This window comes from Cytobacillus sp. FSL K6-0129, from assembly GCF_038007625.1.
Lineage (GTDB): Bacteria > Bacillota > Bacilli > Bacillales > Cytobacillaceae > Cytobacillus > Cytobacillus kochii.
The window spans coordinates 2,080,406-2,105,494 of sequence record NZ_JBBOXM010000001.1; the positions used below are offsets into that span (position 1 = coordinate 2,080,406).

Consider the following 25,089-nt stretch of genomic DNA (forward strand, 5'->3'; position numbering starts at 1 on the left):
CCTTTTCTTAAAACTGAGTTATTTATTCTTTACTTCATAAATTCTTTGTTTAACTGTCTCCATCTGATCTTTTTCAATGCCTAACTCTCGCATTTCCTTAATAAGTATTTGCCATTGTCTATTTTGCTCCGTGATATAGACGCCTCTGATGACTTCTTCTATTTCAACACCGAGTACGAAAATAATTTTTTCAATGACTTGAATAGAAGGGTTTTGATGGACCTCCCTTTCAATATTACTAAGATATGACTTCGCTACGCCCGCTCGTTCGGCTAGTTCTGTTAATGTTAATCCTTTTTGTTTACGTAGTTTTGCAATATTTTTTCCTATCATTCTCTGCCACCTATCCTAATAAATATGGATGCAGATGAAGATTTGAGGTAATGGTTGTTTGAATACAGTGTATCACTCTGTTTTGTTGCTCAATTGTTAAATCAGATCCTGAAGGTAAACAAATTCCTTTTTCGAATATCATTTCCGATATAGCTTCGTGCTCGACATCATGTGGATAAAAACTATAACCTTGAAATAACGGTTGTAGATGTAATGGTTTCCATACTGGACGAGCCTCTATATTCTCATTCCTAAGAGCGAAAATTAGCTCCTCGACAGTTACACCAATTGTCTCACTATCAATCAATATAGTAGTTAGCCATCTATTGGAATAGGTTCCCGGAAGCTCAGGTAAAAATGAAATGCCTTCCAAGCCTTGAAGCCCTTCTTCATAACGCTGAAAAATTTTCCGACGTGCATTTATTCTCTTTTCCAGATAGGTCAATTGGGCTCTACCAATACCGGCAGCGATATTACTCATACGATAATTAAACCCGATTTGGCTATGCTGGTAATGTAGTGCTGTATCTTTTGCCTGTGTGGCTAAAAACGAAGCATACTCCACACCTTCTTTATGATTGGAAACGAGCATCCCCCCTCCAGAAGTAGTAATGATTTTATTACCATTAAATGAGTAAATACCATAACTGCCGATTGTGCCGGTTGGCTTCTCCTTGTATGTAGAACCGAGAGATTCAGCAGCATCTTCAATTAAAGGCACACCATAACGTTGACAAATCATTAGCAATTCATCCATTTTGGCAGGTTGCCCATATAAATGAACGACAATTACCGCTTTTGGTAAATTTCCATTTGCACTCGCTTCCTTTAGTGCTCTTTCTAACGCATCAGGAGACATATTCCAAGTTTCGGGTTCTGAATCAATGAATACCGGTTTTGCCCCAATATAAAGAATAGGATTAGCCGTAGCTACAAATGTAAATGTAGAACAAAAAACGGTGTCTAGAGAGCTAATACCAAGTGCTAATAATGAAAGGTGAATGGCAGCAGTACCCGAGTTCACCGCTAAGCAAGATTGGACATTCACAAGTGTTGACATTTCTTGTTCGAACAAATCGATATGAGGACCGACGGGTGCCACCCAATTATCCGTAAATGCGGATTGTACATAATGAATTTCTTCACCAGTCAAATGGGGAGGCGATAAATAAATACGCTCAGTCAATGTCATCACTCCATTTCAATATTTTCTTTGCTTGTGCGGGTAATCCCACTGCCATTACTCGCTCTGGTATTGAATGAATCACTGTCGAGCCTGCCCCTATGACAGACCAATTTCCTAATGTTACTTGTGGAATGACAACAGAAGCAGAACCGAGATGCACCCCCTCTTCAACTTTTACTGATCCAGTTAAAGTTGAACGCGGGGAGATGTGCACATAATCACCAATTTCATTATCATGTTCAATCACTGCTCCTGTATTAATGATTGTATGATGACCAATCACCGCATCCGCATTAATAACCGTCTGCGGCATGATGACGGTTCCTTTACCAATTATTGCGCTCGGACTAATACAAGCAGAAGGATGGATACAAGTGGTATAGTATTCTATTGGTAAAGCTAGCCTTTCGAACATTTGCTTGCGGATTTTATTATTGCCTATAGAGATAACAAACCTAATATTAGGGTTGATTTTTAGGACATCATGTACATAATCAATCGGTGCTAAAAATACATTCCCTTTCATTTTTAATGAGCGATGCTTATCATCAAAAATACCAACCACTTTATTTTTTTGCATTGTAATAATGTCAAAGATTACTTTGCTATGCCCGCCATAACCAATTAATGCAATATCCATTTATGTCACTCTTTCATTTTTATTTGGCTTCCCTTAAACACTTCAGTTGTGGCAGCACCTGGCTGATTAATTCCTTCTGAACGGATGACCTTACTAATCGTAAGAAAAAGAATTTTTAAGTCTAGTAAAAAATGTTGATGATCGACATACCATACATCCATTTTTAATTTTTCTTCCCAACTAATCGCATTCCGGCCATTTACTTGTGCCCAGCCTGTGATTCCAGGTTTGACACAATGTCTTCTTGCTTGTTCTGGTGAATATAATGGTAAATAATCTATTAGTAACGGACGCGGTCCAACCAAACTCATTTCACCTTTTAAGACATTAAGCAGTTGTGGTAATTCATCCAAACTATATTTTCTTAACTTGCTACCGATTTTGGTCAATCTTTTCTCATCTGGTAACAGATGACCTTGCTCATTTGTTTCATCAGTCATTGTACAAAATTTATATAAGCGAAAGGATGATCCATTAAGTCCAGGTCTTTCTTGTCTGAAAAAAATGCACGATCCATTGATAAGCAAAACGGTAGATATAATTGCCATTACAGGTGCAAATAAAAGAAGCAGTATACATGCGCTAATAAAATCAAATAATCTTTTCATATCCTTCCTCTTCTTATACGGGATTCGGCATCTTATTAAGAAAAAGAAAAATCCCCACTTTGCATTAAGTGCGGATTTTTCTTATCACTATATCCAGTGGGGTTATTTTTCTGCCAACGCCAGGCGTCTATACACATTTCCTCTAATCCTCTTTGAGCCTTCCAACCTAACCCCGTCGCTGCAGCTGTTGGATCAGCATAACTAATAGGGATATCACCCATACGGGCATCCGTAATGATATACGGTATATTCACATGATTTACTCTCTCAAAAGTATGGACAATTTCTAAAACACTATAGCCTTTCCCTGTACCTAAATTATAAAAATTAAAACCGGTCACCTTTTTTAATTGTTCTAGTGCACAGATATGTCCCTCAGCTAAATCCATTACATGGATATAATCTCTTACTCCTGTACCATCTTTAGTAGAAAAACCATCGCCGAATATTTGTAATACCGGCCGTTTACCAATAGCTACTTGGGTAATATAAGGCATGAGGTTATTAGGGATACCTCGTGGATCTTCACCTAAATTTCCACTTGGATGGGCACCGATTGGATTAAAATAACGTAAGCATGTAATCGCCCACTCATTATCGGATTCATAAATATCTCTCAACATATCTTCGATTATTAGTTTTGTTCTGCCATATGGATTAGTGGCCGATAGATGAGCATTCTCCGCAATCGGTACCTGCTTTGGTCTACCATAAACAGTCGCTGAAGAGCTAAACACCAGTTTTTTTACGTTAAACTGTTTCATTACTTGCAATAAGTAAATCGTGGAAATGAGATTATTATCATAATAGGAAAGTGGATTAACTACTGATTCTCCAACTGCTTTATACCCGGCAAAATGAATCACTGCCTCGATTTCATTATCAGCAAAGACAGAATGAACTGCGTCTTTATCCTTTAAATCAATCGAATAGTACTTTACCTCTTTCTTCGTCATATGCTCAATCCGCTGCACCACTTTTTGATTACTGTTGGAAAAGTCATCAAGAATAATGACATCCATACCACGGTTTAATAAAGAGACACATGTGTGACTGCCAATATACCCTGCTCCACCGGTGACGAGAACACTCATTTTTTCTCCCCTCTTTCTCTCGTTATCCTAACCAATCACTTTGGTACTGAATATTTAAACTAATGACTGTTTCATAAAAATAATAGAAAAAATATAGCACAAGGATACAATAATAAATAAAGCGTTGATCCTTTGGTTGAAATAATTTAACTATCCAAGCAACAAGAATCAATTGATAAAGACTAAAATAGATAGAAAATCGCGCAAAAATCCAGTTTTGTGTAGAAATAATCATAAATACTAAACCAACTAGTGCCATATTCACAATAAAATCACTTTTAGGAAAGATAGTCCTTAACTTCTCTCGCCCAAGATAAGCAATGAATAAAGGGGTTGCTTCCACAGCCACGCGTAAAATATTGGCTCCTCCTTCTTGGAATTCTGCATATTGCCCATATTGTGTATCTTCTATCGCTGAAAAAAGGAGTGTCGAAAACTCATTAAAGCCGACAACAATAAGAACGGCTATCAGAAGTAATATCAACGTCGCTTTCGACCAGGCCTTATAACGTACAAAAAAGTAAATAGGTAATAAAATGAGCGCACTTTGATGAATTGAAGAAGCAAGGATAACAAATAAAAAGTACACAGGCCAATTCCCATTTATAAGGAACTTTGTTGCCGCAAATACTATCGCCGCTGCTAAGCATTGGCGAATACCATTCATCGTAACTAAAAATAAACCACCAGTTATATAAATATAAATACTCAACTCAAATAATCTTGCATAGTGTGCGAGAACAAATACTATTAAACTGTTCGTCAATAACGAGACAACGAAAATTAACACTTGCGGGTCATCAGTATAAAACTTCAGAACCATTTGTAATAATCCGAAGCCAATATCCTTTCCCTCAACTATTGTTGCCCAGCTAAAATCATTGACTTCATATGCATGCATATAAAAAAAAGTGTCGCCAATATTGGTTCTTGCCCCTGAAACAGCAATAAGAATGAAAGCAACAAAAGTAATCATCAGTTTATTAGGATAAACAGTCTGGACTGAATCCCCTACAAGTACAGGTCTAGAAAAGTATCTAGCTATTAAAGCAACACTAAAACTGGCGAATAAACACATCCAAAAAACAGTCATGATTACTGCTCACTTCCCATGACATTCCTCTTTCGTTGCTCATAGCGTACATAAAATGAAAGTAGATACCCAAATGGTAGCGCAACAAGTGTCATACCTTTTAAAGGTGACTCTTTAATAAAGTGTTTCTTTCGACTTAATAAACAACTAGAAACGTAATGTATACATTCTCTTAATTTTTCTTTCAATGATGGAGCATGGATCATTGCTGTTTGACGAAAGAATGCAAATCCTTTCGGGTTTTTATAGTATTGATTAAGCATATTTAAACTCGATCCGTCTGGTAAATATTCGACATGGCATAATACTTCATTCAGAAGTAATAACGGTTTTAACTGATCAATAAAAATATACTTATAGCTTAATGGGCAATACTTTTCTCCTGAGAAAATAGGATAAGCAGGGGTCGTTTTTGTCAATGCTGTTCGATAGACAAGCTTCTTATCACCCTTCACTTTATGAACACCATACAATTCCCCTAGAGTACAAGTAGACAAATCAGCGGGTAATTCGGTCCCTATGATATCCCCATTTTGATGGGCATCAAGCCCGACAATTCCAGCTACCTCCTCACTACCAAATTGGTTCCAATAAGTAATGATTTTCTGTACCGCATCCACTGGCATATAATCATCAGAATCAATGCACACATTCAATTCTGTTTCGATTAACTCATAGGCTGTATTATGTGCCCCATGCATACCTGAATTTTCCTGGTAATGGTAGTGAATAGAAATGATCCCCTCTTCTATCCACCCTTGAACCAATGACCTTGTTCCATCATTCGAACCATCATCAATGATTAACCACACAAAAGATTGACATGTTTGTTTTTTTAAACTTTCATAGCCTAAATGTAGGGTGTAAGCACGGTTATAGGTAGGGGTAAAGATTGTTAATATAGGTTTCATCTTATCTCGTCCCGCTTGCATGATTTGTAGTATCGTTATATTCGTTATAAAAGGTAGATAACCACTGACTCGTGGTCTCGATATCATAACCAGCTACTTTTAACTCCGTAGAGGTATCCTTATGTTGGTTATCTAATTGCAACAGTTTATCTGCCCACTCAGAAGCCTTTCTAGATAAGCTCACAAACGTTACCCTATTCGTCAGATTCACTTCTGCCGTTATCGTATCAGAGACAAGGCAACTGAGACCTGCAGCCTGTGCTTCAATTAAAACTACAGGTAAACCTTCAAAATGAGAAGGGAATAAAAAGACGTCCAAGGATTGCAAAAGCGAAGGAATATCTTCTCTAACACCTAAAAATTTCACTTGTTGTTCTAGCCCTAGCTTGTGAACTTTTTTCTTTATTTGTGGCATTAAGTCACCATCTCCAGCAAAAATTAAAACAGCGTCTTTTCTTTTATCAGATATAGATTGGAAAATATCTATGATGAAATCATGATTTTTCTGATAATTAAAGCGCCCAATATGACCAATTACAAAAGAATCATCCACGCCCAATTCTCTTCTTATCCGCTTTCGCTCTGGCAAATGATAAAGATATTGACTCACATTTACTGCGTTAGGTAAAACGGTTACCTTGTTCTTAGATGATGTAAACAACCATTCCCCAGCACGTTCAGAACATGCAAAATAATAATTAGGATAATCCTTCATGCATGACCTTGCATACTTGCGAAACGGCCATTTAAAATCTATATGTAAATCGCTCAAATGGCTATGTGCAATCCGACACGGCACTCCAGCATCATATGCTGCACGCATAACAAAACTACTGTTTTCGTTTAAATGAGCATGTACAATTCGATAATATGGGTGTTCGGCAAAAAAGGTGTCCAATTGTTTAAAGTATTTTTGGTAATTGCCTGGGCGAATGGATGGCATATGAAATATACGACCACCTAGCCTCTTAATTTCCTTGTCATAATGACCTTCTTCCTGCCGATGGACAATGAAGTCAAATTGAATGCCAACATGCCTAAGCCGACGATAATAATTCATTAACATGGTCTCTAACCCACCACGATTCATAATCGTTACCACTTGCAACACTCTTAATTCCATTATGACCTACTCCCCCAGCGCTTTTTTCTTAATTTATCAATCATCATAAGCATATAGTAGACACTGCTAGCTGAACGTGAACGGGCACAAACAAAAAATACCCTCCAAACGAATGGAAAGTAGTTGAGATCCAACGTTTTAAAAGCCTCTCTAACAATAGGTTCACTTAATATGTTATCTATTTCATTGATTTTTTCTCGTACTGTTAGTTGGCTTTTAGAAGCAAGGATATTTAAGCCTAAACCAATCATATTTAAGCAAATACGATTATTTAAAGCTGATTGAGCATGACGACTGAATGAATATTCCTTTATGCAATGATTCATTTCATCATAAAGTTGCTGCCAAAGCTGAAATAAATCCGATTTATATTCACTCGTTTGTGAATGTTCATTTTCCTTCCAGTAATGATATAAAGGCCGATCGACATAGACAAAAGAGTCAGCTAGGCTCATCACTTTCATATTGAAAAGGGTATCCTCATTTGATCCAATATGATGTAAATCTGTAAAAAAGATAGGTTGTTTTGTTAATAAATTTGTACGGTATAGCTTTGACCAAACGGTTCCCATAGCATCAAGCATACTAGGATCAGATACTTCTTCCTTAATTGGACCTACTAATCGCCTGACAATTTGTTCTTTATAGGCTTGACCTCTATAGGTTTTTTCTTTCAAGTGATGGAAGTATCTTTCCTTAGAAAAGTGTTGATACGCTCGTGTGTATCGACACATAGCGATATCTGCCTGCTCTCGTTGAAGCGCTTCATATAATGCCTCATACATCTCTTGGTGAACCCAGTCATCAGGATCGACAAAACCAATATACTCTCCTTCCGCGTGCTTTAGTCCAAAATTACGGGCCTGGGAGACACCTTTATTCTCCTGGTAGAAGACCTTCAGCCTTTTATCCTTCTCTTGATATTTTGAAAGAATGTCACCCGTTTGATCGGTTGAACCATCATTGACGGCAATAATTTCAATTCTTTTAAATGTTTGTGTGAGTAAACTATGTAGACATCTTTCAATATACATTTCCATATTATATATAGGCACGATAATGCTGATGATTGCTTTCATCTTTCTTCTCCTGCGTGTATTTAGCGTAAAGGATCATTAATTCTTCCATGACGACTTCAGTTGAATACTTGCTAACAAGTTGCCTATTTGCTTTAGCGAACCTCTCTCTCTCTTGTTCAGAAAGTATAAGACTCTCCATTTTTTCGGCGAAACGATGCACATCAGTCGCTGCTATCAGATATCCATTATGCCTGTCCCTGATCAATTCATGATGCCCTCGATTCATAGTAGCTACAATGGGTAGGCCACAAGCCATAGCTTCCAAAATATTCACTGGGAGGCCCTCCCTTAAACTAGAAGCCACAGCCACATCACTCATTTGTAACCATTCCTTCACTTCATTTGTAAAGCCGAGAAATACTACCTGACGATCAATTCCAAGCTCAGTAGCAAGTCTTTGACAATCTGATAACAGCGGTCCTTCTCCTGCTAATAGTAATTGGCTAGATGGGTGTTGTTTCGCTATTTTCTTAAACGCTTGTAGTAAAAGCCTTTGGTTTTTGTTTCGATTAAACTCTGCTGCATAAAAAAATAAAAAAGCCTCTTTTTCAATTAGATGCTTTTCTCTTAGTTTTTCCTTTATTTCCTTATCAATTGGCTGATATTGTGCCACATTGACGCCTACTCCATGGATAAAAGCTATTTCCTTCGCTTTCAATGCCTTAGTGGCTAAGGCATAATCTTCTTGATTAATCGTAATCAAACAATCCGTTTTCCGCGCCAAGGTTTTTTCAATAGGATAATAGATAAGCCAATTAAGTAGTGGGGCACCTTTGCAAAAATGAAATCCATGGGCAGTATAAAATAGTAATGGCTTCTTCTTCATACTAAAAGTCGCCAATCTCCCAAGTAATCCACCAGTGGGTGTATGACAATGAACAATATCGAATTGATGAATCTCCATTAAGCTTTTCAACTGCTTGTACGCATATAGATTGGCTTTTTTCAACGGATGCCTTTCAATTGGGAGGCGATGCTGTTTGGATACAAAAGGTAAGGTTAAGTCACCTTTAGCCGCTATATGTATTTCCCAACCTTGTTCGTATAGTTGTCGCATAAAGGGGAGATGAAATGCCTTGAAATGATAGTCGACTGTGGCAACTAATAGCAGTTTTTTTGCCGTCATTTGATTGGATATCTTTCTGTTATCGTTTGTAGAAAACCTAACAGCTCCTCTTGTAAATCTTTACGTTTTAAAGCAAATTCAATGGATGTTTGAATATAACCAAGTCTCTCACCAACATCATAGCGCTCTCCTTGAAATTCGAATGCAAATATCGGTTCACTATGATTTAAAGTGGCTAACGCATCTGTTAGTTGAATTTCATTCCCCCTCCCTGGCTCTTGATATGAAAGAATATCAAAAATACGCGGTGGTAGGATGTATCGCCCCATGATTGCTAAATTAGATGGTGCTTGATTAAGGTCTGGCTTTTCAATTAAAGAACGAACCGTATGAAGTCTTTCCGTCACTATTTCACCATCAATGATGCCATATCTTGATACTTCTTCGTCTTTCACTTTTTTCACCCCAAGAATCGTACCTTTATGCTCTTCATACTGTTCTATCATTTGAGCTATGCATGGCGTAAATCCTTCAATAATATCGTCACCTAACAAGACCGCAAACGGCTCATCGCCAATAAACTTCCGTGCACACCATATGGCATGCCCTAACCCAAGCGGTTCTTTTTGTCTGATATAATGAAGGTTGGCCAGTTGAGATGACTTTTTCACTTCTGATAGTAATTCAAATTTACCTTTGCTCATTAAATTTTGTTCTAGTTCAAAAGAATAATCAAAGTGATCCTCTATTGCCCTTTTCCCTTTACCTGTAACAATAATAATATCTTCAATACCAGCAGCAACTGCTTCTTCTACAATGTATTGAATTGCCGGTTTATCGACAAGTGGTAGCATTTCTTTTGGCATTGCTTTTGTTGCAGGGAGAAATCTAGTTCCTAAACCGGCAGCTGGAATAATCGCTTTTCTTACTTGCCTCATACTTACTCACTCCTTCTTCCTTAAGATAGTGATAACATATTAGCAACTTCCTGCTGTTTCTCTGGCGTTTCTTTTCGGTTTGCAAGGGTTAACAATCGTTCTCTTAATTCCTCTTTACTCATCACAGGATATAAATCAATTAAACTTTCAATCTCTTCAATATAAAGGGTGGCGCTTTTCCCAATATAAATATGTGGGTGAATTTGCTGATCGTCCATTTCTTCCTTATTCAATAGTTCTTCAAATAACTTCTCCCCTTGGCGAATACCGGTGAATTTAATACTTATTTCCTGAGTTGTATAGCCGGAAAGTTTAATTAAATTTTTTGCTAAATCATATATTCTTACCGGTTTACCCATATCTAAAATAAATATCTCACCACCTAATGCTAGTGCACCTGCCTGTAGCACAAGCCTTGACGCCTCAGGAATGGTCATAAAATATCTCACCATATCAGGGTGCGTGACAGTAATTGGTCCCCCTTTTTCGATTTGCTTTTTAAAAAGGGGAATAACACTCCCTCTACTACCTAATACATTGCCAAACCTTACCGCAACAAAACGAGTTGTACTTACTTTATTCATTTGTTGAACAAGCATTTCTGCAAGACGCTTCGATGAGCCCATTACACTTGTTGGATTTACTGCTTTATCTGTTGACACCATTACAAATACATTGACTTGTGACTGATGAGCTGCCTCTGCCATATTCCTTGTACCAATTATATTATTTTTTACTGCTTCCTCTGGATGTTCTTCCATTAATGGTACATGCTTGTGGGCGGCTGCATGATAAACAACTGCCGGTTGATATTTTTTCATGACTTGAATCATGCGTTCTTTATCTTGAATATCAGCAATAACAGGAATCAGTTCGCTATCACTTTTCATATCTACCAGTTCTAATAATATGGAATAAATGCTGTTTTCTCCATGACCGAGAAGAATCAAACGCTTCGGTGAAAAATTTAAAATCTGTCGACAAATCTCTGAACCAATTGAACCACCTGCACCAGAGACAAGTACCGTTTGATTGGCAATATACTCCGAAATACTATTGTCCTCTAAGAGAATCGGCTCTCTTCCGAGTAAATCTTCCACCTTTACATCTCGTATATGATTGACTTTTACTTCTCCCATGACAATATCTTCAATAAAGGGTAGTGTTTGTGTCTTACTATTCGTTTTGGTACATTCATTAAAAATGATTTCGAGCTCTTCTTTTTTAAGTGAAGGGATAGCAATGATTAAATGCTCTATACCCATTTCCTGAACAATCTCTCTTAATTGTTCTACCTTCCCTAAAACCTTTAAGCCTGCTAAATACAAGCCTTGCTTCCTATAGTCATCATCAATAAATCCGACTGGAATTAATTGATCATGTCCTTGCATCAATTGTTTGGCAAGCATTCCTCCTGCTGAACCAGCACCAATAATTAATGTTTTTTTCTTATTAATAGCTAGCTCTTGCATTTGTTCTCGATAGACTCTTACGCCATATCTCGAACTTGTTAATATAATAAGCAACACTAAACTATAAATGATTGTAAATTGTGGAAGAAGCGCTTTTAATAACATGTAGTATGTAATCATTGTTAAACAGACTGTCGTTCCTACAAGCCTGAGAATAATGAGAAATTCTCGAATACTAGCATAGGACCATAATTGCTCATAGAATTGCTCTTTATAAGCAAAGATATAATAAAATAGAAGTGATAAACTATAAATTATAATAGCTTGATTGTATGAGATAGAAGTTGGGAGTAATAGATACGTAAATATAAAAGAACTCAATAGTAATACTGCATCCATCAATAACGAAAATATAAGCTTTAGTCTGTATGACACAATATCATCCCTCCCTTGCTTCAGGATTTCAAATGACTTATACCATCAGTAAATGATTAGAACTAATACAATTCTCAACTCATGTAAAGACATTTAATCTAAAAGTAAAACAGGGCATCTAACCCCCCCTCTCACCACACTCTTGACGACAGGGCGTCTAAGGTTTCTTTCAACCCACAGCATGACCGAGTATCTCTCTTAGATAAAGGCAAGGAGACATCACCTTAAATATTCTTTATAACGAACAATCATAAAAAAATTAATGGCTTCCATTCAAGATGGTGCCAATAATGTTCGACTTTGCATATTGTAGTGTTTTTTTAGCATTGTAGACATGTTCTGCTTTTGTTTGCCCTTGTTTTACGACGAGTATCACACCATCACTAACATTCGCTAACACCTTTGTATCAGTAACATCTAATAAACAAGGGGAATCAATTAAAATTACATCATATAATGGGCTAACTTTAGCTATGAGCTTCTTCATGACACTAGAACCAAGTAGTTCTGAGGGATTGGATGGAATCTTCCCACTAGGCAATAGTTTTAGGCCAGGAATTTGCGTAGAAATAGTCACTTCTTCCTGTATTGCATCGCCTTTCAATACATCTGTTAAACCAGGCTCTTGAGCTGCCATAAACATTTGATGCAATGCTGGATTTCTTAAATTAGCATCAATCAAGAGTACTTTCTCTTTTTGGTTCGCAATTGATACAGCAATATTGCCTATCATTGTCGTTTTACCTTCATAACGATCTGGTGAAGTAATAAGCAAGACCATATGCTTTTTCTCACCATTGATAAATTGGATATTTGTTCTTATCGTGCGGAATTGTTCAGAAATGATAGAATGAGGGTACAAATAAGTGACTAAGTTTCGTCCCTTATTGCTCGTACCGATTTTCCATTTCCGCATATTGACCATTAGTCTTCCTCCTTTCTTTCATTGTTTGTTTTTGTTTCTTTTGTTTCAAATTTTTTGTATGTATGATTGAAACAGTACCAATTGTTGGCACATCGATTAATCTCTCAAGCTGGCTTTCTGACTTTACAGAATCATTTAATGAGTCTAATAGAAAAATAAAGCCTATTCCCGCAACTAAACCTAATACCCCTGCAATTACTATTATATTCAGCCCATTACTTTCATTAATAGGGGTCGGGTTTGTTCTTGCCTCCGACAAAATGCTGACTTCATCAAAATCCATAATTGTCGGGATTTTTTCAATAAACACTTTTGCTGTAGTATTAGCAATTAAAGCGGCTCTTTCTGGATGTGAATCAACTACGGTTATATTCACCACCTGCGTATCATCAACACTCGTAACAGCAATCTTATTCGCTAATTGATCACTTGTTTCCGCTAATCTCAATTCTTTAATTACTTCCTCTAACACCACTGTGTCTCTAATGATGACCTGTAGAGTATTTCGATACCCTACTTCTGCCCCAATAATAATATTCGTATCACTTTGATAGAGTAACGTTGGTTTATTTAATAAGTGATAAATAAAAGCAATCCCACAAGCAAGCAACGTAAAAAGAAGCACCAACCAAAACCTTTTCTTAATGACTTTAAATAGTTCAGGTAATTGTATTTCTTTAGCCTCAGGTTCATTCAAATATCTGTTCATTTGTAATCCACCTTTTGTATTTTCTTTATAAAGAACAAAAAGAGTAAAAAAATAGAATTAGATTAGATTTATTTCATTTTAGTTCTTTATAAAGAACAAGTCAACAAGTTTTCTTTCTTGCATTTTGTAGTATTTGCCGTTTCCTATTTAGCCATAGAAAAGGTTTTATCACATAATAGAGTGGGAACCATTTTTTCGGTAACGGGAATGCTTGATAATCTTCGGACAAAGGATAGAACCATTGCAAATAATGAATGAACTTCTGCTTCAAAGTAAATAAACTACGTAAATATTGCGCATGATAATGAGCAATTTCCTTTGGTACATGATGATCATGTAACGAAACCAATTGGTGAAAATAAAACGATGCCCCTCTTGCTAATTTTATTGATGCGCGCTTATCCATGCATGTTGATTTTACATTTGAATTAAATAGTTTCACTGATAATAATAATGCCTGCCCAGCGATTTTATCGTATTGGTATTGGGTTAAATGATGTGACCAGTCCTTATCATTCACAAAACTTCCCTGTAACAAGATCTGATGAATGTCGAACAGCCATCTTAACCTTGACCAACCGTGCCTAGCACCGTGAGTACTTAAGAAATAGAATAAATCTTTTTCACCTAAATAAGGAAAGCTAATTTGACTACTCCATTGGCTTTCTCTTCTTCTCTCCCATAACTCGGTAAAATGGGGCTCTGTGCTTGGTGCAGGGTGAAGGCGCCAGTGAACTTCTACCTTCGTTCGATGTTGCTTATGAAAATAGGTAAAGTGGTGATGTCGCCATTTCCAATCATCCATCACCGATTCAATATATTCATCTTTTTCATAACCTTGTAGGAGCATTAATTGTTCTGCTTGTTCAATACGTTCAATCGGCACCAGCAAATCAATATCAGCACAAGTTCGCAAAGACAGATCACCGTAAAGCTCTTTAGCTAGTATCGGACCTTTGAGAAAAAGAAGCGGTAGAGATGCTTGTTGAAACTGCAAATAGAGTGTGTGCATTTCCGCAGTCAAATGCAGCATACGATAGATATTCTGCTCATAATCTTTCTTTATTTTTGTAAATATATATGCTGGCATCTTATCAGCTACCCTTTGTTCATTTATTGCATGATATATTTGCGGGAATATTCGATGATGCTTTACTGCTAGCAGGAACTGATCCCAATCTACCTTGGTACATAATGAAAGTACTAATTGCTTTTCATTTTTCATCAATGATACGATCAGCTGCATTTCTAAAGGTAAATTTTGATTATCCAATGACGTTCTTACCATCTCTCCTTCTCCTTTTTCGGTATACATGCAAACATACTAACAATTGTAAACTTATCTTTTTCATGCGCCCCGCTCAGAAAGAAAGTACCACTTCTTAACCATGCATGAGCGACAAACTCACCGTAATCATCCCTTGCAGTCCCTAAATATAAAGTACTTTCTATTCCTCTTCTTTCAAGCATTTTCATACAAGCAACAGCCTTCACTAAGCATTCACTCTCCCAAAACGTATATCGACTCATATGATGTACTGCTTCAGAAATTTGTTGAATAGGATTCTCTCTATGAAGGTCCTGTGTTTGTTCTGTCTCTTTCATATGCTTACCTAATAGATGTGAAACTTTAGAAAATGGTAACTGCTTATAGATTCTTGCATAAGCTAGATAAATTAGGGCCTCTATTAATAATTGTTTTTTCTCCCAGGGAAGAGCAAGAAAATGTTTAAGTTTATGAAAAAGTATGCTATTCATGTTGATGTACTTCAATAAGCCCTTCTTTTAAAAGCTGATCAAGAAAGGAAAACACCTCTTCTTCACACTTGATTTGCTCCACTTCGTATTCTGCTTGCATTTGCACAATGAGAGAAGAGATTAACACGCCTTCTTGCATCTTTCCCCAGATTTCACCACCAATGACACCTAAATTATAATACTTACCGTTTTCAATATTCAGCATCACTTTCTCACCGTTCATATCGCTTACCATATTTCCACTTACTTGTTTCACGATATCATTGATTGACAATGGCTTCTTTGTTATCATTCTGCTCCTCCTCAAACAAGTTATGAATCGTATCTGCCAGCTCATATGCTGAAAATAAGTTCGACCGCTCGATCGCATACATAGGAATTTGACTAGCAATCTTAACCGATAAGTCAAAATGCCAAGCTAATAGTCCTAACCGCCCGATCATAAAAGGACGATATGTATGAGCATCCAAAACTTCAATTTTTTGCAACCCATTTAAAGGGTGTATTTCTTTTGGCCTTTCATTCACCTGATGTAGGACGAAAATACCTGCAAGTGGAACCGAGTGATGTGTGAATACATTCTGTACAGGTATCGCATATTTATTTTCTCTATCAAAAAGAGGATGATAACTTGTAACTGATAAACCTAACTTTATAATACTTTCATCCCATAGTTTTTGTTGTGGGTAGCTCGGTACTACATAGGCTGTGCCGTTTACTAATTGAATAGGTATGACATCATCACTTAATAACGACCATCCTTTAAGAATAAGCGTCGAAGCTAGTGTCGACTTTCCTGCCCCTGAATCTCCGACAATTAAATAGGCTTTGCCATCCTTCATTACTGCACTTCCATGAAGGGGTAATATCCGCCTTTGCATTAACAGTACACCCATACACGATCCTAATATAAACAAACGGACCTTATCTATTGAACTACTAGGATGAGGGTCAAAATAAATACTCCTGCCCCCCTCAATATAGAAAGTTGCCGTTTCATTAACTGTAAATAGAACGGATTGATCTGTTAATACTTTAAATTTTCTTTTCTCTCCATAATTATCCCATATAGATGATAAATCTCTTTGTTTAATACTAATCATCTCAATAAGATTAGAGGGCTCAGATTCTTCGCTAGCAACAAGTTCTTTAAATGGAATATCACTTAATACATATAAACCGAATGCCCGATATTTATGTGTCTTCTTATCCAAAACGATCCTCCTTTCTTAGAAAAGCGCCAGACACCACTGCCTATAAGCGTAAAAGAAAGGACTCTGCCTATCCTGTTTTTTTAAGCTATACCTAAGAGCAATAGCGTCCATATTTAGCGCACGAAATGTCAATTAAACTTATTATCTCTCCAACTCTTTTCTAAGAAGCCCTTATACATAAGCACAAGGGCCGGTTCCTTTAATGTGCTTACGAATGATGAATGGTTTCATCTTCATCTGGTTGGACAGCATCCGGGATTTTTAATCCTGGTCCTCCCATTGTTCTTTTTATTTCAAGTTCTTGCAAAATGGGTGTTTGCCAAATTTTTGTCACTTGTTTCACCTCCTTTAATAAGAAAACGGTAAAGAATGAGTGTCCGCATCGCTATGCGAAAATCATCATCAAACACCTGGTTTGCTTGTGGTTGCTGAATACGCTTTAGATGGTCCCGGATGACTGACACATCGATAAAGTGCTGAATGCGCTGATCGTTTAGTGCTTTTTCCATTTCATTTAGAAAAGACGACCAATTTGGTAGGAGACGCAGCAGCCCATCTGCACCTTGCACACCCTTACTTTTCACATTTAATCGGTTAAGATTCGGTAAATATCCTTTTGTTGCTCTACGAATAAAGGCACGATTGAATCCATTTTTCACAAATTGATCCTCCGGAAGCGATAAACAAAAACGGACCACTCGTAAATCATCTGTAGGATCTCTAGGAATTACTCCATATTTTAAGGCCATTTTTGCGCCATATACCCCTGTTGTATGCCAATAATAGAGGTCATTGAATTGTTTTTCTCTCACTTGATATGCATTAGTTAGCCCGTTCCCCGCTTGGTCAATGCCGTTATCTCTTAATTTTTCATACACCTTTGTTTGCCTTGCAAATGCAGGATGAATAAATTGTGGAAAGGGATGCCCCCGATTCACATGGGATGCTCTTATTTTTTTATTTATAATAGTCGACCAAACTTTTTTTCGATCAACACCTAAAGCGATACTATAGGAATTAGTCTCTTTTAAAAAATGTAATAATCGATACTTTTTAAGAAGACTTGCATAGTAATCAAGCGCTGGACCCCAAGAAATGGTCCAATTGCCACGTTGGCCATTGAGGAGAATACCTATATCCAAAGCTGATGCTTGTTCGTAAATCCCTCGTAACCAATACGTATTATCGAAATATTTATAAGGTGATTCAATCACATTCAACCACTCATCCATTTCTGTATAAGCATTACGGTCAGAGAAAGATAAGAAATGCGGAACGAGAGTAGGGTATAGCTTAAGCATCTCTTCAATCCATGGTCTTTCGTTCGCTTGTCTACTTTTGGGTGTCCAATCTTCAAACTTGGGAATAGGGATGTAACTGAAAGTATGTAACGGTTCCCCTTGTAATGATTTGGCCGCAAATGCAGTGACTGTACCTGAATCCAACCCCCCACTTAAATGAGCACCTTTTCCCTTAAATGTTCTTAATTTTGAATCAACTACTTTTTGAAATAATTCTTGAAATGCTTCAATATATTGTTCATCATTCTTTAGTTTAAGCGGTTCTCTTTCTTCTAGTAGGTGACAGTATTGTTTAATCTGCATATGATGTTTCGTTATCGTGATTGAGTGTGAAGGTGGTATTTGATAAATAGATTGATAGACCGTTGAGGTTAAATCTACTGATTCTATCGTTAATGGATTAGCAAGATATTCAGCGATCCAGTTCTCATTATATGTATCTTCTACTTCTGGTAAAGTCAGTAGTGCACCCATAGTTGATGCGAATGAGAAGAACAAAGCATTTTTAGTAAAATATAATGTTCTCGTGCCTGAGAAATCTCTAGCTCCAAACCATGTTTGTTTCTTGTCATTCCAAATCATAAATACAAAATCACCGACTAAAAACCTAGGACAATCTTCTTCCCATTTTTCATAGGCATATAAAATCAGTTGACTATCGGTAATCATACATCTCTCATACTTCCGAATATTTAATAGCTGGTATAAATCTTCGCGATTATCAATAATACTATTGCATATAATAGCTAACCCTTTTTCCCGATTATAATAGGGAATTTCCTCACCCCTAGATTGTGGTGTAATCCAATTTAAAGAACAACTTAAGAATAGGCGGCGCTCTCTTATTGTTTGCACTTGATCATAACGGAACCTTTGAAACTGTTGCAACATCCTATCCCCGTAATGAACGGGAATTTCCCACTCATTGAAGCTCCATATACCAGCAATTGCTGTCATGCGCTACCTCCCTCTTTTTTAGTTCTTTATAAAGAACATATAAGTACTTTTAAACTAACATCATACAAATCAACTGTCAATATTGTTTTTGATACAAATGGCTTATTTTTTTAAAATTGAAGTTATTTTGTTTATTGCTAAAATGAGCCTGCCTTTCATTCTCGTGAAGTAAAAAAAGTCTGGTTGAAATGTAAAAAATTTTACAATTATACCAGACTTACTCTATTCCACTTTTACTGTTCATCATCCCAAATAGCAAATGCCCATTCAGGATTATCAATGAAGGGATTGCGGTTATTTTGAAATTCTTCATAGATGAATTGATTTCTACGTTGTTCATTCTCATCTACAGGGTCCTCTTTATGCCACTTTAACAAAACGGATAATTTTCCATGCAAAGGCGTGCGTCCATTATTGACTCTATCGTTCAATTCTAAATCTAACTCGCCATCATCTCCCTCATAACGTACCGCCATATAGAAAAGCATTCTGGCAATATCACCCTTCACTTCATCACGAGGTTCAAAAGAATCATGATCATAATAATTACCCTTTGCTTCCTGATGTTCTTTTCCACCATTATCAAAATCTAAGTTTCCTCTAGAAGCATTTACACTTACATCCGTCGGCCTTAAATGATGCAGGTCTGTTCCTACACCTGGATCAGTATCAAATCCACCATGGGATTTTGCCCAAATATGTTCACGGTTCCAGTCATCTGCATCTGAACCTTTTAAGTCCTTGTCTTGCGATCTTCCACTATAGAATAAAATTACATTGTCTCTATTTTGTGGATCTTCATCTGTCACCATTAACGCTTCCCATACCTCACGATAAGTCAGTTCATTATGATCATCTATAATCTCATGAAGTGCTGCTTTTAATTCATCTCCCGTTTTCCCTTCTGCCTCTTTATAATAGTCACTATCAACCTGATAATCATTTGTTTGTCTTCCCTCTGTAAATGGGGATTCCCCTTCTGGCGTACAACTAACTAACAAGCTCAATAAAACTAATAATGGGATAAAAGAACGTATGCCCATTGTTTCCTCTCCTTCATAAAGTACTTAAAAGAATATTATCTATGAAAAATAAATATTTGAACAGCACCAACAGTAGGGTTTTATTTAATAGAAGTTTTCCTCCCCTCATATGACTATTTTTTATGCAATGAATGCTGAAAGTAATATCTATCTAAAAACTGCAGCAATGAATTGGAAATATCATTTTAGGCAGCTGAGTACTCTTCGTCGTTTTTTAATTTGAATTGGAGGGATTCCTTATATGAAGAAAAATTCATGAGTATGTCGGCAACGAAATTATAAACAGATTGTTTCCAAATGAAACTAGAGCAAATTCTCTATTAGAATTTGCTCTAGTTTCTTTCTATTTATTTCCATGTCTCTGTATTTTTTTTACTAAATCCCTTTTAGCGCCTCACCTATCGTTTCCTCCCCTGTAACGAGGTCGAATGATTTATGAATGGTCTGATCATTATGAAGCACCTCAACGATTGTTGCAGCCACATCTTCACGTGGAATTGTATTTCTTTCAAGAGAAGCAGAAGCCTTCACTTTCCCTATTCCTGGTTCATTTAATAAGCCACCAGGACGTACGATCGTGTAGTCTAATGAGCTATTCATCAGCATTTTATCAGCATAATGTTTAGCTGCCATATATGGCTCAATCGCTGACCATTTTTCTCGGTCATTCGCATGTATGGCACTAACCATCACAAATCTAGAAACGTCGGCTTTTTCCGCTGCTTCGATTGCTTTACCTGCGCCGTCTAAATCGATGAGCAATGTTTGGTCATATCCTGTATGGCCTCCTGATCCTGCTGTGAAGACAACAGCATCACATCCTTGCACAGCCTTAGCCAAATCTTCAACCGTACCAGTTAATGATGCATGGACCGCTTCCATCCCACGGTTTTTAAAATCAGTTAATTGTTCTTCTTTTCTTACCATTGCTACAGGTATATCACCGGTTGTTTCACTTAATTTATCCATCACTTGTTTACCAATTTGCCCGTTCGCTCCTATTACTAATACTTTCATTCTCTTTCTCCTCTCTTCCTATTCATTTATCGGTGAAAATCGTTTATGAAAATGGATTTTCACCTATACTAAATAATACTATTTTCTAGGGGAGTTTATAAAATGCCACATTATCTGTATTCTTATTTCACTCGCTTACCATTGGTCTTTCGTATACTCATCATGGCACTGATGACAATTATCCTATTTGGCGGTTTTGTTCACTTATTAGAGCCAAATAGTTTTCCTACTTGGTTTGATGGTATCTGGTGGGCTGTCATAACTGCTTCAACTGTCGGGTATGGTGACTTTGTGCCTCACTCTGTTGTCGGAAGACTAGCAGGAATTGTCCTTGTTTTGACAGGAGCAGGTTTTATTGCTTCTTATTTCGTTGCATTGTCTACTGCCGCTGTCGCTAAGCAAAATGACTATATTCAAGGAAATTTCAAGTTTAAAGACCGTGATCATATTATTGTCATCGGTTGGAATGCTCGTTCGAGAGAAATTTTGAAAACGATATGTAGCTATGTTAATAGCGTACCCGTCACATTAATTGATGAAACATTGGAGGAAAATCCATTGCCCCACCAAAACCTTCATTTCGTCAAAGGCAATCCACAAAGAGATGATGTGCTCATGAAAGCAAGTGTAATGGACGCTAGACAATTGATTATTACCGCTGATCAAAACAAAGACGAACACCAAGCAGATATGCACAGTATCTTGACGTTAATTGCTGTTAAAGGAATGAATCCATCCTTACCTTGTATTGTAGAAATCCTAACAACTGAACAGATGAAAAATGCGAAGCGAGCAGGCGCAGATGAAATCGTGCAAACGAACTTATTAACAAGCTTTGTCATGATTAGTAGCCTTACTTCAAGAGAAATGGTTACGGCATTTCTCAGTTTACTAAGGCAAATTGATCAAAGAAGACTAGGTATTGAGCCCATATTGACTGACCATATTGGGGCTAATTTTCGTGATGTAAGTATTAGCTTAATGAATGAAGATATATTGATTCTTGGCATCAAACGAGGAGAAGAGATGATTATTCATCCCCCTCACCCGTTTTCACTTCAAGCAGAGGATTTGCTTATCACGATAAAAAATTAATATTGCAAAATCCCCTCTAGTTCTTTAACAAGCTCGTGACCTATAGCTACATATCTTTCGGTAACTTCTCCGTCCTTATCAACTGGTGCCTGAAATTGATTAAATGAAGCAGAGAAATTACCGATATTTGCGTTATTTTCATCAATATTGCTCTCGTAAATATGTGACAAGAGGTAAGGTGTTCCCAGTTCTACTGTACAATTGCTTGTATCTAATTGACCATCTATGGATTTGAAGGGTATACGTAAGAAATGATAACCATTGTTCGTATCAATCTTGTAATCAAACGCACCATGGTCATAATCCCAATTCCCTCCAATTGTATAACCCATTGGTTTTAATAACTGCTCCAGTTTAAACAAGTGATATTGCTTTCCCTCGATATTAGAATGAATTTCTCTCATTGCTTTCATTCCTTTCAACATCATATTTTGCTTAGTTTTACCCTATTCCCTCTCACTAATACTAGCGCTTTTCACTTCTCTTTAGGCTTCTTCGCATAAATAGCTAACCTTAATGGACAAACATACAATCGTGATAAGTGCTCAACTCATAAGTTATAGCAGATGAAGGGTAAATGTATACAGAGTGCCTTCAGTTAACCTCTTTTAAAAATACATCTATATAATTTTATTTACCCGTATGAAAGGAGAGAATTATGTAATGGCAGAATGTAATCGCAATGCGAATGGTGCCTGTTCTGATGCAGGTGGAATAAATACAAATGCAAACGGTGAAGCTGCTCACGCGGAGGGGACTTCAACGACTGCTGATGGTAATGCTTCTCATGCGGAGGGGTTTGAAACATTAGCTACTGGAGTCGCTTCTCATGTGGAAGGGAGCCAAACAAATGCTATTGGCACAGCTGCTCACACAGAGGGGTTTCAAACCACTTCTGTTAGTGACGCTTCTCATGCGGAAGGGAGTTTAACAACTGCTGAAGGTGAGTCAGCTCATGCGGAAGGGCATAAGACTTTAGCAAGTGGAGCTGCCTCTCATGCGGAAGGTTCTAGTAGTTCTGCAACTGGTAATGATGCACATGCGGAAGGGTTCAAAACTGTTGCTTCTGGTACAGCTAGTCATGCGGAAGGCGATAATACGATTGCGACTGAATTAGCCTCGCATGCAGAAGGTCTCAACACTATATCCATTGGAGAAGCTAGCCATTCTGAGGGAATTGACACGCAAGCTTCAGCAACTGCAAGTCACGCACAAGGGCTGACTACTTCTGCGCTCGGCATTGCTTCTCATGCTGAAGGGAGCTCCTCACAGGCAAATGGCATTGCTTCTCATGCTGAAGGCTTTAGTACAATCACCACAGGGGATGCTTCACATGCAGAGGGGAACTCAACTAGAGCGATCGGATTAGCTTCTCATACAGAAGGATTTGAAACTGTTGCCAGTGGTGATACTGCTCACGCGGAAGGGAATACAACCGAAGCCTCAGGATATGCTGCTCATGCAGAAGGTCACCAAACTGTTGCCAGTGGAAATGAAGCACATGCGGAAGGAACACTCACCTTAGCCAGTGGTCTTAGTGCCCATTCAGAAGGGAATACAACAACAGCAAGTGGTGACTACACGCATGCGGAAGGATTAAGGAATACCGCCTCTGGCGAAAGCGCTCATGCGGAAGGAATGGACACTGAAGCAAGTGGTTTTGTTGCTCATACAGAAGGAAGAAGTACAGTTGCAAATAATTCTTATGCTCATGCGGAAGGCTTTCAGACAAATGCTTCTGGGAGTATTTCTCATGCAGAAGGGCAAGGGTCTATTGCTTCTGGTACTAACTCTCATGCAGAAGGATATTTAACGACTGCATCTGGCTCCACTTCACATGCAGAAGGTGGTAGCAGCGTAGCATCTGATAGCTTTGCTCATGCAGAAGGTCTTTTCACCCAAGCAAGCGGTTATGTTTCTCACGCTGAAGGAAGTTCAACTGTTGCTTCAAATGCCTTTACCCATGCCGAGGGAATAGAAACGACAGCAGCAGGATACGCGTCGCACACCGAAGGATCTCGTACAAGAACAGAAGGTATAAACGCTCACGCTGAAGGAAATACAACACTAGCAAGTGGGGATTATTCTCATGCAGAAGGAAGAGGAACCACCGCTAGTGGAAACTATGCACATGCAGAAGGGTTCAATAATATCGCCTCTGGATATGGGGCCCATGTGGAAGGGGGAGTGAATGCAAATAACGCTTCTTTACCCAATACTGCTTCTGGTAATAGTTCGCATGCTGAAGGTTACGGAACCACCGCAAGCGGCACAGGTGCTCATGCAGAAGGTTTAAATACCCTATCTACAGCGAATGCCTCACATGCGGAGGGTGTCAACAATAACGCGACTGGTCAAGCCGCTCATGTAGAAGGACAAAATAATGTAGCTCAAGGTGTTTTTTCTCATGCTGAAGGATTTCAAAACATAGCCACAAATATCGGTTCACATATAATGGGAATATATGGAGAAACAACAGACAATTATTCTTGGCATGTCGGTAATGGAACAAGTGCTAGCAACAGAGGTTTAGCTGCGCTACTCCAAGGATCTACAGGAGATTTATTTATCGATGGCACACTTCATGAAAATGGCGCTGACTATGCTGAAATGTTTGAAACGATTGATGGAAACAGCATTACACCAGGTAGATTTATCACATTACAAGGTAAAAAGGTGAAAGTAGCAACCAGCGCAGACAGCTATATTTTAGGCATTACAAGTGCTGCCTCCGCCATTAAGGGGAATGCCGCTGAACTGCATTGGCATCATAAGTATCTAAAGGATCAATGGGGCCGTACTCAATATGAACAAATTCCAAGTGACCCTAATGATGAGTACCTCGCAAAGTTAACGCGAGTGGCACCAAAATTAAACCCCGCCTACGATTCACAGCAATCTTATATACCAAGAAGTAAACGTAAAGAGTGGGTAACAGTTGGATTACTCGGTCAATTGCTAGTGACTGATGATGGTAGTTGCTCAATTAATGGTTACTGTTTACCGAATGATGAAGGAATCGCCACATATTCAGAAACAGGTTACCGTGTGATGGATAGAATAAGTTCTGATCAGATACTAGTCATGTTTAAATAGAGTTGGCAAGTACTATGGAAGGATCAAAGTTAACTAAGCACAGAGACGTTTCTCAT

25 protein-coding genes are annotated in these 25,089 nt (G+C 37.8%); 2 read left to right on the top strand and 23 right to left on the bottom strand.

The genetic code is table 11. From position 1 onward, the window contains the following. Positions 1 to 18: 18 nt before the first annotated feature. From MHI57_RS10285 to MHI57_RS10390, 22 genes are all read right to left on the bottom strand, one after another. Positions 19 to 333, bottom strand: coding sequence for a helix-turn-helix domain-containing protein (locus MHI57_RS10285; RefSeq protein WP_095372106.1), 315 nt, complete (start codon positions 331 to 333; stop codon positions 19 to 21). 10 nt (positions 334 to 343) lie between these two features. Further along, entirely contained in the window at positions 344 to 1,525 is a 1,182-nt protein-coding gene (locus MHI57_RS10290) for a DegT/DnrJ/EryC1/StrS family aminotransferase (protein ID WP_095372105.1), read from the bottom strand. After that, positions 1,512 to 2,159, bottom strand: a complete 648-nt coding sequence (locus MHI57_RS10295) for an acetyltransferase (RefSeq protein WP_340976198.1) — start codon at positions 2,157 to 2,159, stop codon at positions 1,512 to 1,514. Before MHI57_RS10295 ends, MHI57_RS10290 begins: the two co-directional genes overlap by 14 nt. 5 nt (positions 2,160 to 2,164) lie before the next feature. Then, complete coding sequence (locus MHI57_RS10300) at positions 2,165 to 2,767, bottom strand: sugar transferase (RefSeq protein WP_095372104.1); 603 nt, start codon at positions 2,765 to 2,767, stop codon at positions 2,165 to 2,167. A gap of 35 nt (positions 2,768 to 2,802) precedes the next feature. Further along, positions 2,803 to 3,861 (bottom strand): UDP-glucose 4-epimerase GalE, encoded by a 1,059-nt coding sequence (gene galE / locus MHI57_RS10305; protein WP_340976201.1) that lies wholly within the window; start codon positions 3,859 to 3,861, stop codon positions 2,803 to 2,805. A gap of 22 nt (positions 3,862 to 3,883) precedes the next feature. Then, the gene (locus MHI57_RS10310) at positions 3,884 to 4,954 is read right to left on the bottom strand and encodes an EpsG family protein (RefSeq protein WP_307318113.1); all 1,071 of its coding nucleotides are present in this window, start codon (positions 4,952 to 4,954) and stop codon (positions 3,884 to 3,886) included. 2 nt (positions 4,955 to 4,956) lie between these two features. After that, the gene (locus MHI57_RS10315) at positions 4,957 to 5,865 is read right to left on the bottom strand and encodes a glycosyltransferase family 2 protein (protein WP_340976205.1); all 909 of its coding nucleotides are present in this window, start codon (positions 5,863 to 5,865) and stop codon (positions 4,957 to 4,959) included. Position 5,866: 1 nt separating this feature from the next. Further along, entirely contained in the window at positions 5,867 to 6,988 is a 1,122-nt protein-coding gene (locus MHI57_RS10320; RefSeq protein ID WP_340976207.1) for a glycosyltransferase family 1 protein, read from the bottom strand. After that, positions 6,988 to 8,067: a glycosyltransferase family 2 protein gene (locus tag MHI57_RS10325; protein ID WP_340976210.1), complete on the bottom strand. Its 1,080-nt coding sequence runs from the start codon at positions 8,065 to 8,067 to the stop codon at positions 6,988 to 6,990. The genes MHI57_RS10320 and MHI57_RS10325 overlap by 1 nt, the downstream gene beginning before the upstream one ends. Continuing rightward, on the bottom strand, positions 8,030 to 9,193 hold the full coding sequence (locus MHI57_RS10330) for a glycosyltransferase family 4 protein (RefSeq protein WP_340976213.1): 1,164 nt from the start codon (positions 9,191 to 9,193) through the stop codon (positions 8,030 to 8,032). The genes MHI57_RS10325 and MHI57_RS10330 overlap by 38 nt, the downstream gene beginning before the upstream one ends. Then, entirely contained in the window at positions 9,190 to 10,071 is an 882-nt protein-coding gene (gene galU, locus MHI57_RS10335; protein WP_307318122.1) for a UTP--glucose-1-phosphate uridylyltransferase GalU, read from the bottom strand. Before galU ends, MHI57_RS10330 begins: the two co-directional genes overlap by 4 nt. 20 nt (positions 10,072 to 10,091) lie before the next feature. Next, the gene (locus MHI57_RS10340; RefSeq protein ID WP_340976217.1) at positions 10,092 to 11,918 is read right to left on the bottom strand and encodes a polysaccharide biosynthesis protein; all 1,827 of its coding nucleotides are present in this window, start codon (positions 11,916 to 11,918) and stop codon (positions 10,092 to 10,094) included. Positions 11,919 to 12,177: 259 nt separating this feature from the next. Further along, positions 12,178 to 12,843 (bottom strand): CpsD/CapB family tyrosine-protein kinase, encoded by a 666-nt coding sequence (locus MHI57_RS10345; RefSeq protein ID WP_095372095.1) that lies wholly within the window; start codon positions 12,841 to 12,843, stop codon positions 12,178 to 12,180. Beyond that, entirely contained in the window at positions 12,803 to 13,552 is a 750-nt protein-coding gene (locus MHI57_RS10350; RefSeq protein WP_095372094.1) for a YveK family protein, read from the bottom strand. Before MHI57_RS10350 ends, MHI57_RS10345 begins: the two co-directional genes overlap by 41 nt. 100 nt (positions 13,553 to 13,652) lie before the next feature. Beyond that, entirely contained in the window at positions 13,653 to 14,840 is a 1,188-nt protein-coding gene (locus tag MHI57_RS10355; RefSeq protein ID WP_307318127.1) for a nucleotidyltransferase domain-containing protein, read from the bottom strand. Beyond that, positions 14,834 to 15,310, bottom strand: a complete 477-nt coding sequence (locus tag MHI57_RS10360; protein ID WP_095372092.1) for a lasso peptide biosynthesis B2 protein — start codon at positions 15,308 to 15,310, stop codon at positions 14,834 to 14,836. Before MHI57_RS10360 ends, MHI57_RS10355 begins: the two co-directional genes overlap by 7 nt. Then, the gene (locus tag MHI57_RS10365) at positions 15,303 to 15,602 is read right to left on the bottom strand and encodes a lasso peptide biosynthesis PqqD family chaperone (RefSeq protein WP_095372091.1); all 300 of its coding nucleotides are present in this window, start codon (positions 15,600 to 15,602) and stop codon (positions 15,303 to 15,305) included. Before MHI57_RS10365 ends, MHI57_RS10360 begins: the two co-directional genes overlap by 8 nt. Then, the gene (locus tag MHI57_RS10370; RefSeq protein WP_307318131.1) at positions 15,571 to 16,524 is read right to left on the bottom strand and encodes an aldolase; all 954 of its coding nucleotides are present in this window, start codon (positions 16,522 to 16,524) and stop codon (positions 15,571 to 15,573) included. Before MHI57_RS10370 ends, MHI57_RS10365 begins: the two co-directional genes overlap by 32 nt. Positions 16,525 to 16,732: 208 nt before the next feature. Next, a complete protein-coding gene (locus MHI57_RS10375) occupies positions 16,733 to 16,858 on the bottom strand; it encodes a paeninodin family lasso peptide (RefSeq protein ID WP_224937966.1) in 126 nt (41 codons plus the stop codon). Then, complete coding sequence (locus MHI57_RS10380; RefSeq protein WP_340976231.1) at positions 16,818 to 18,782, bottom strand: asparagine synthetase B family protein; 1,965 nt, start codon at positions 18,780 to 18,782, stop codon at positions 16,818 to 16,820. Before MHI57_RS10380 ends, MHI57_RS10375 begins: the two co-directional genes overlap by 41 nt. Positions 18,783 to 19,015: 233 nt before the next feature. Then, positions 19,016 to 19,825 carry an endonuclease I family protein gene (locus MHI57_RS10385; RefSeq protein ID WP_340976234.1) on the bottom strand — a complete coding sequence of 270 codons (810 nt, stop codon included), beginning with the start codon at positions 19,823 to 19,825 and terminating at the stop codon, positions 19,016 to 19,018. 375 nt (positions 19,826 to 20,200) lie between these two features. Then, positions 20,201 to 20,842 (bottom strand): SDR family oxidoreductase, encoded by a 642-nt coding sequence (locus MHI57_RS10390; protein ID WP_340976237.1) that lies wholly within the window; start codon positions 20,840 to 20,842, stop codon positions 20,201 to 20,203. A 75-nt stretch (positions 20,843 to 20,917) separates the two neighbouring features. Between MHI57_RS10390 and MHI57_RS10395 the strand changes: the two genes are divergently transcribed. Continuing rightward, positions 20,918 to 21,937 carry a potassium channel family protein gene (locus MHI57_RS10395; RefSeq protein WP_322910439.1) on the top strand — a complete coding sequence of 340 codons (1,020 nt, stop codon included), beginning with the start codon at positions 20,918 to 20,920 and terminating at the stop codon, positions 21,935 to 21,937. On the opposite strand, the gene MHI57_RS10400 is transcribed toward MHI57_RS10395, so the two are convergent. After that, the gene (locus MHI57_RS10400) at positions 21,934 to 22,341 is read right to left on the bottom strand and encodes a YugN-like family protein (protein ID WP_095373616.1); all 408 of its coding nucleotides are present in this window, start codon (positions 22,339 to 22,341) and stop codon (positions 21,934 to 21,936) included. The two genes, MHI57_RS10395 and MHI57_RS10400, sit on opposite strands and share 4 nt — an antisense overlap. Before the next feature lie 259 nt (positions 22,342 to 22,600). On the opposite strand from MHI57_RS10400, the gene MHI57_RS10405 reads away from it, so the two are divergent. After that, positions 22,601 to 25,033: a peptidase G2 autoproteolytic cleavage domain-containing protein gene (locus tag MHI57_RS10405; RefSeq protein WP_340976243.1), complete on the top strand. Its 2,433-nt coding sequence runs from the start codon at positions 22,601 to 22,603 to the stop codon at positions 25,031 to 25,033. Positions 25,034 to 25,089 lie beyond the last annotated feature (56 nt).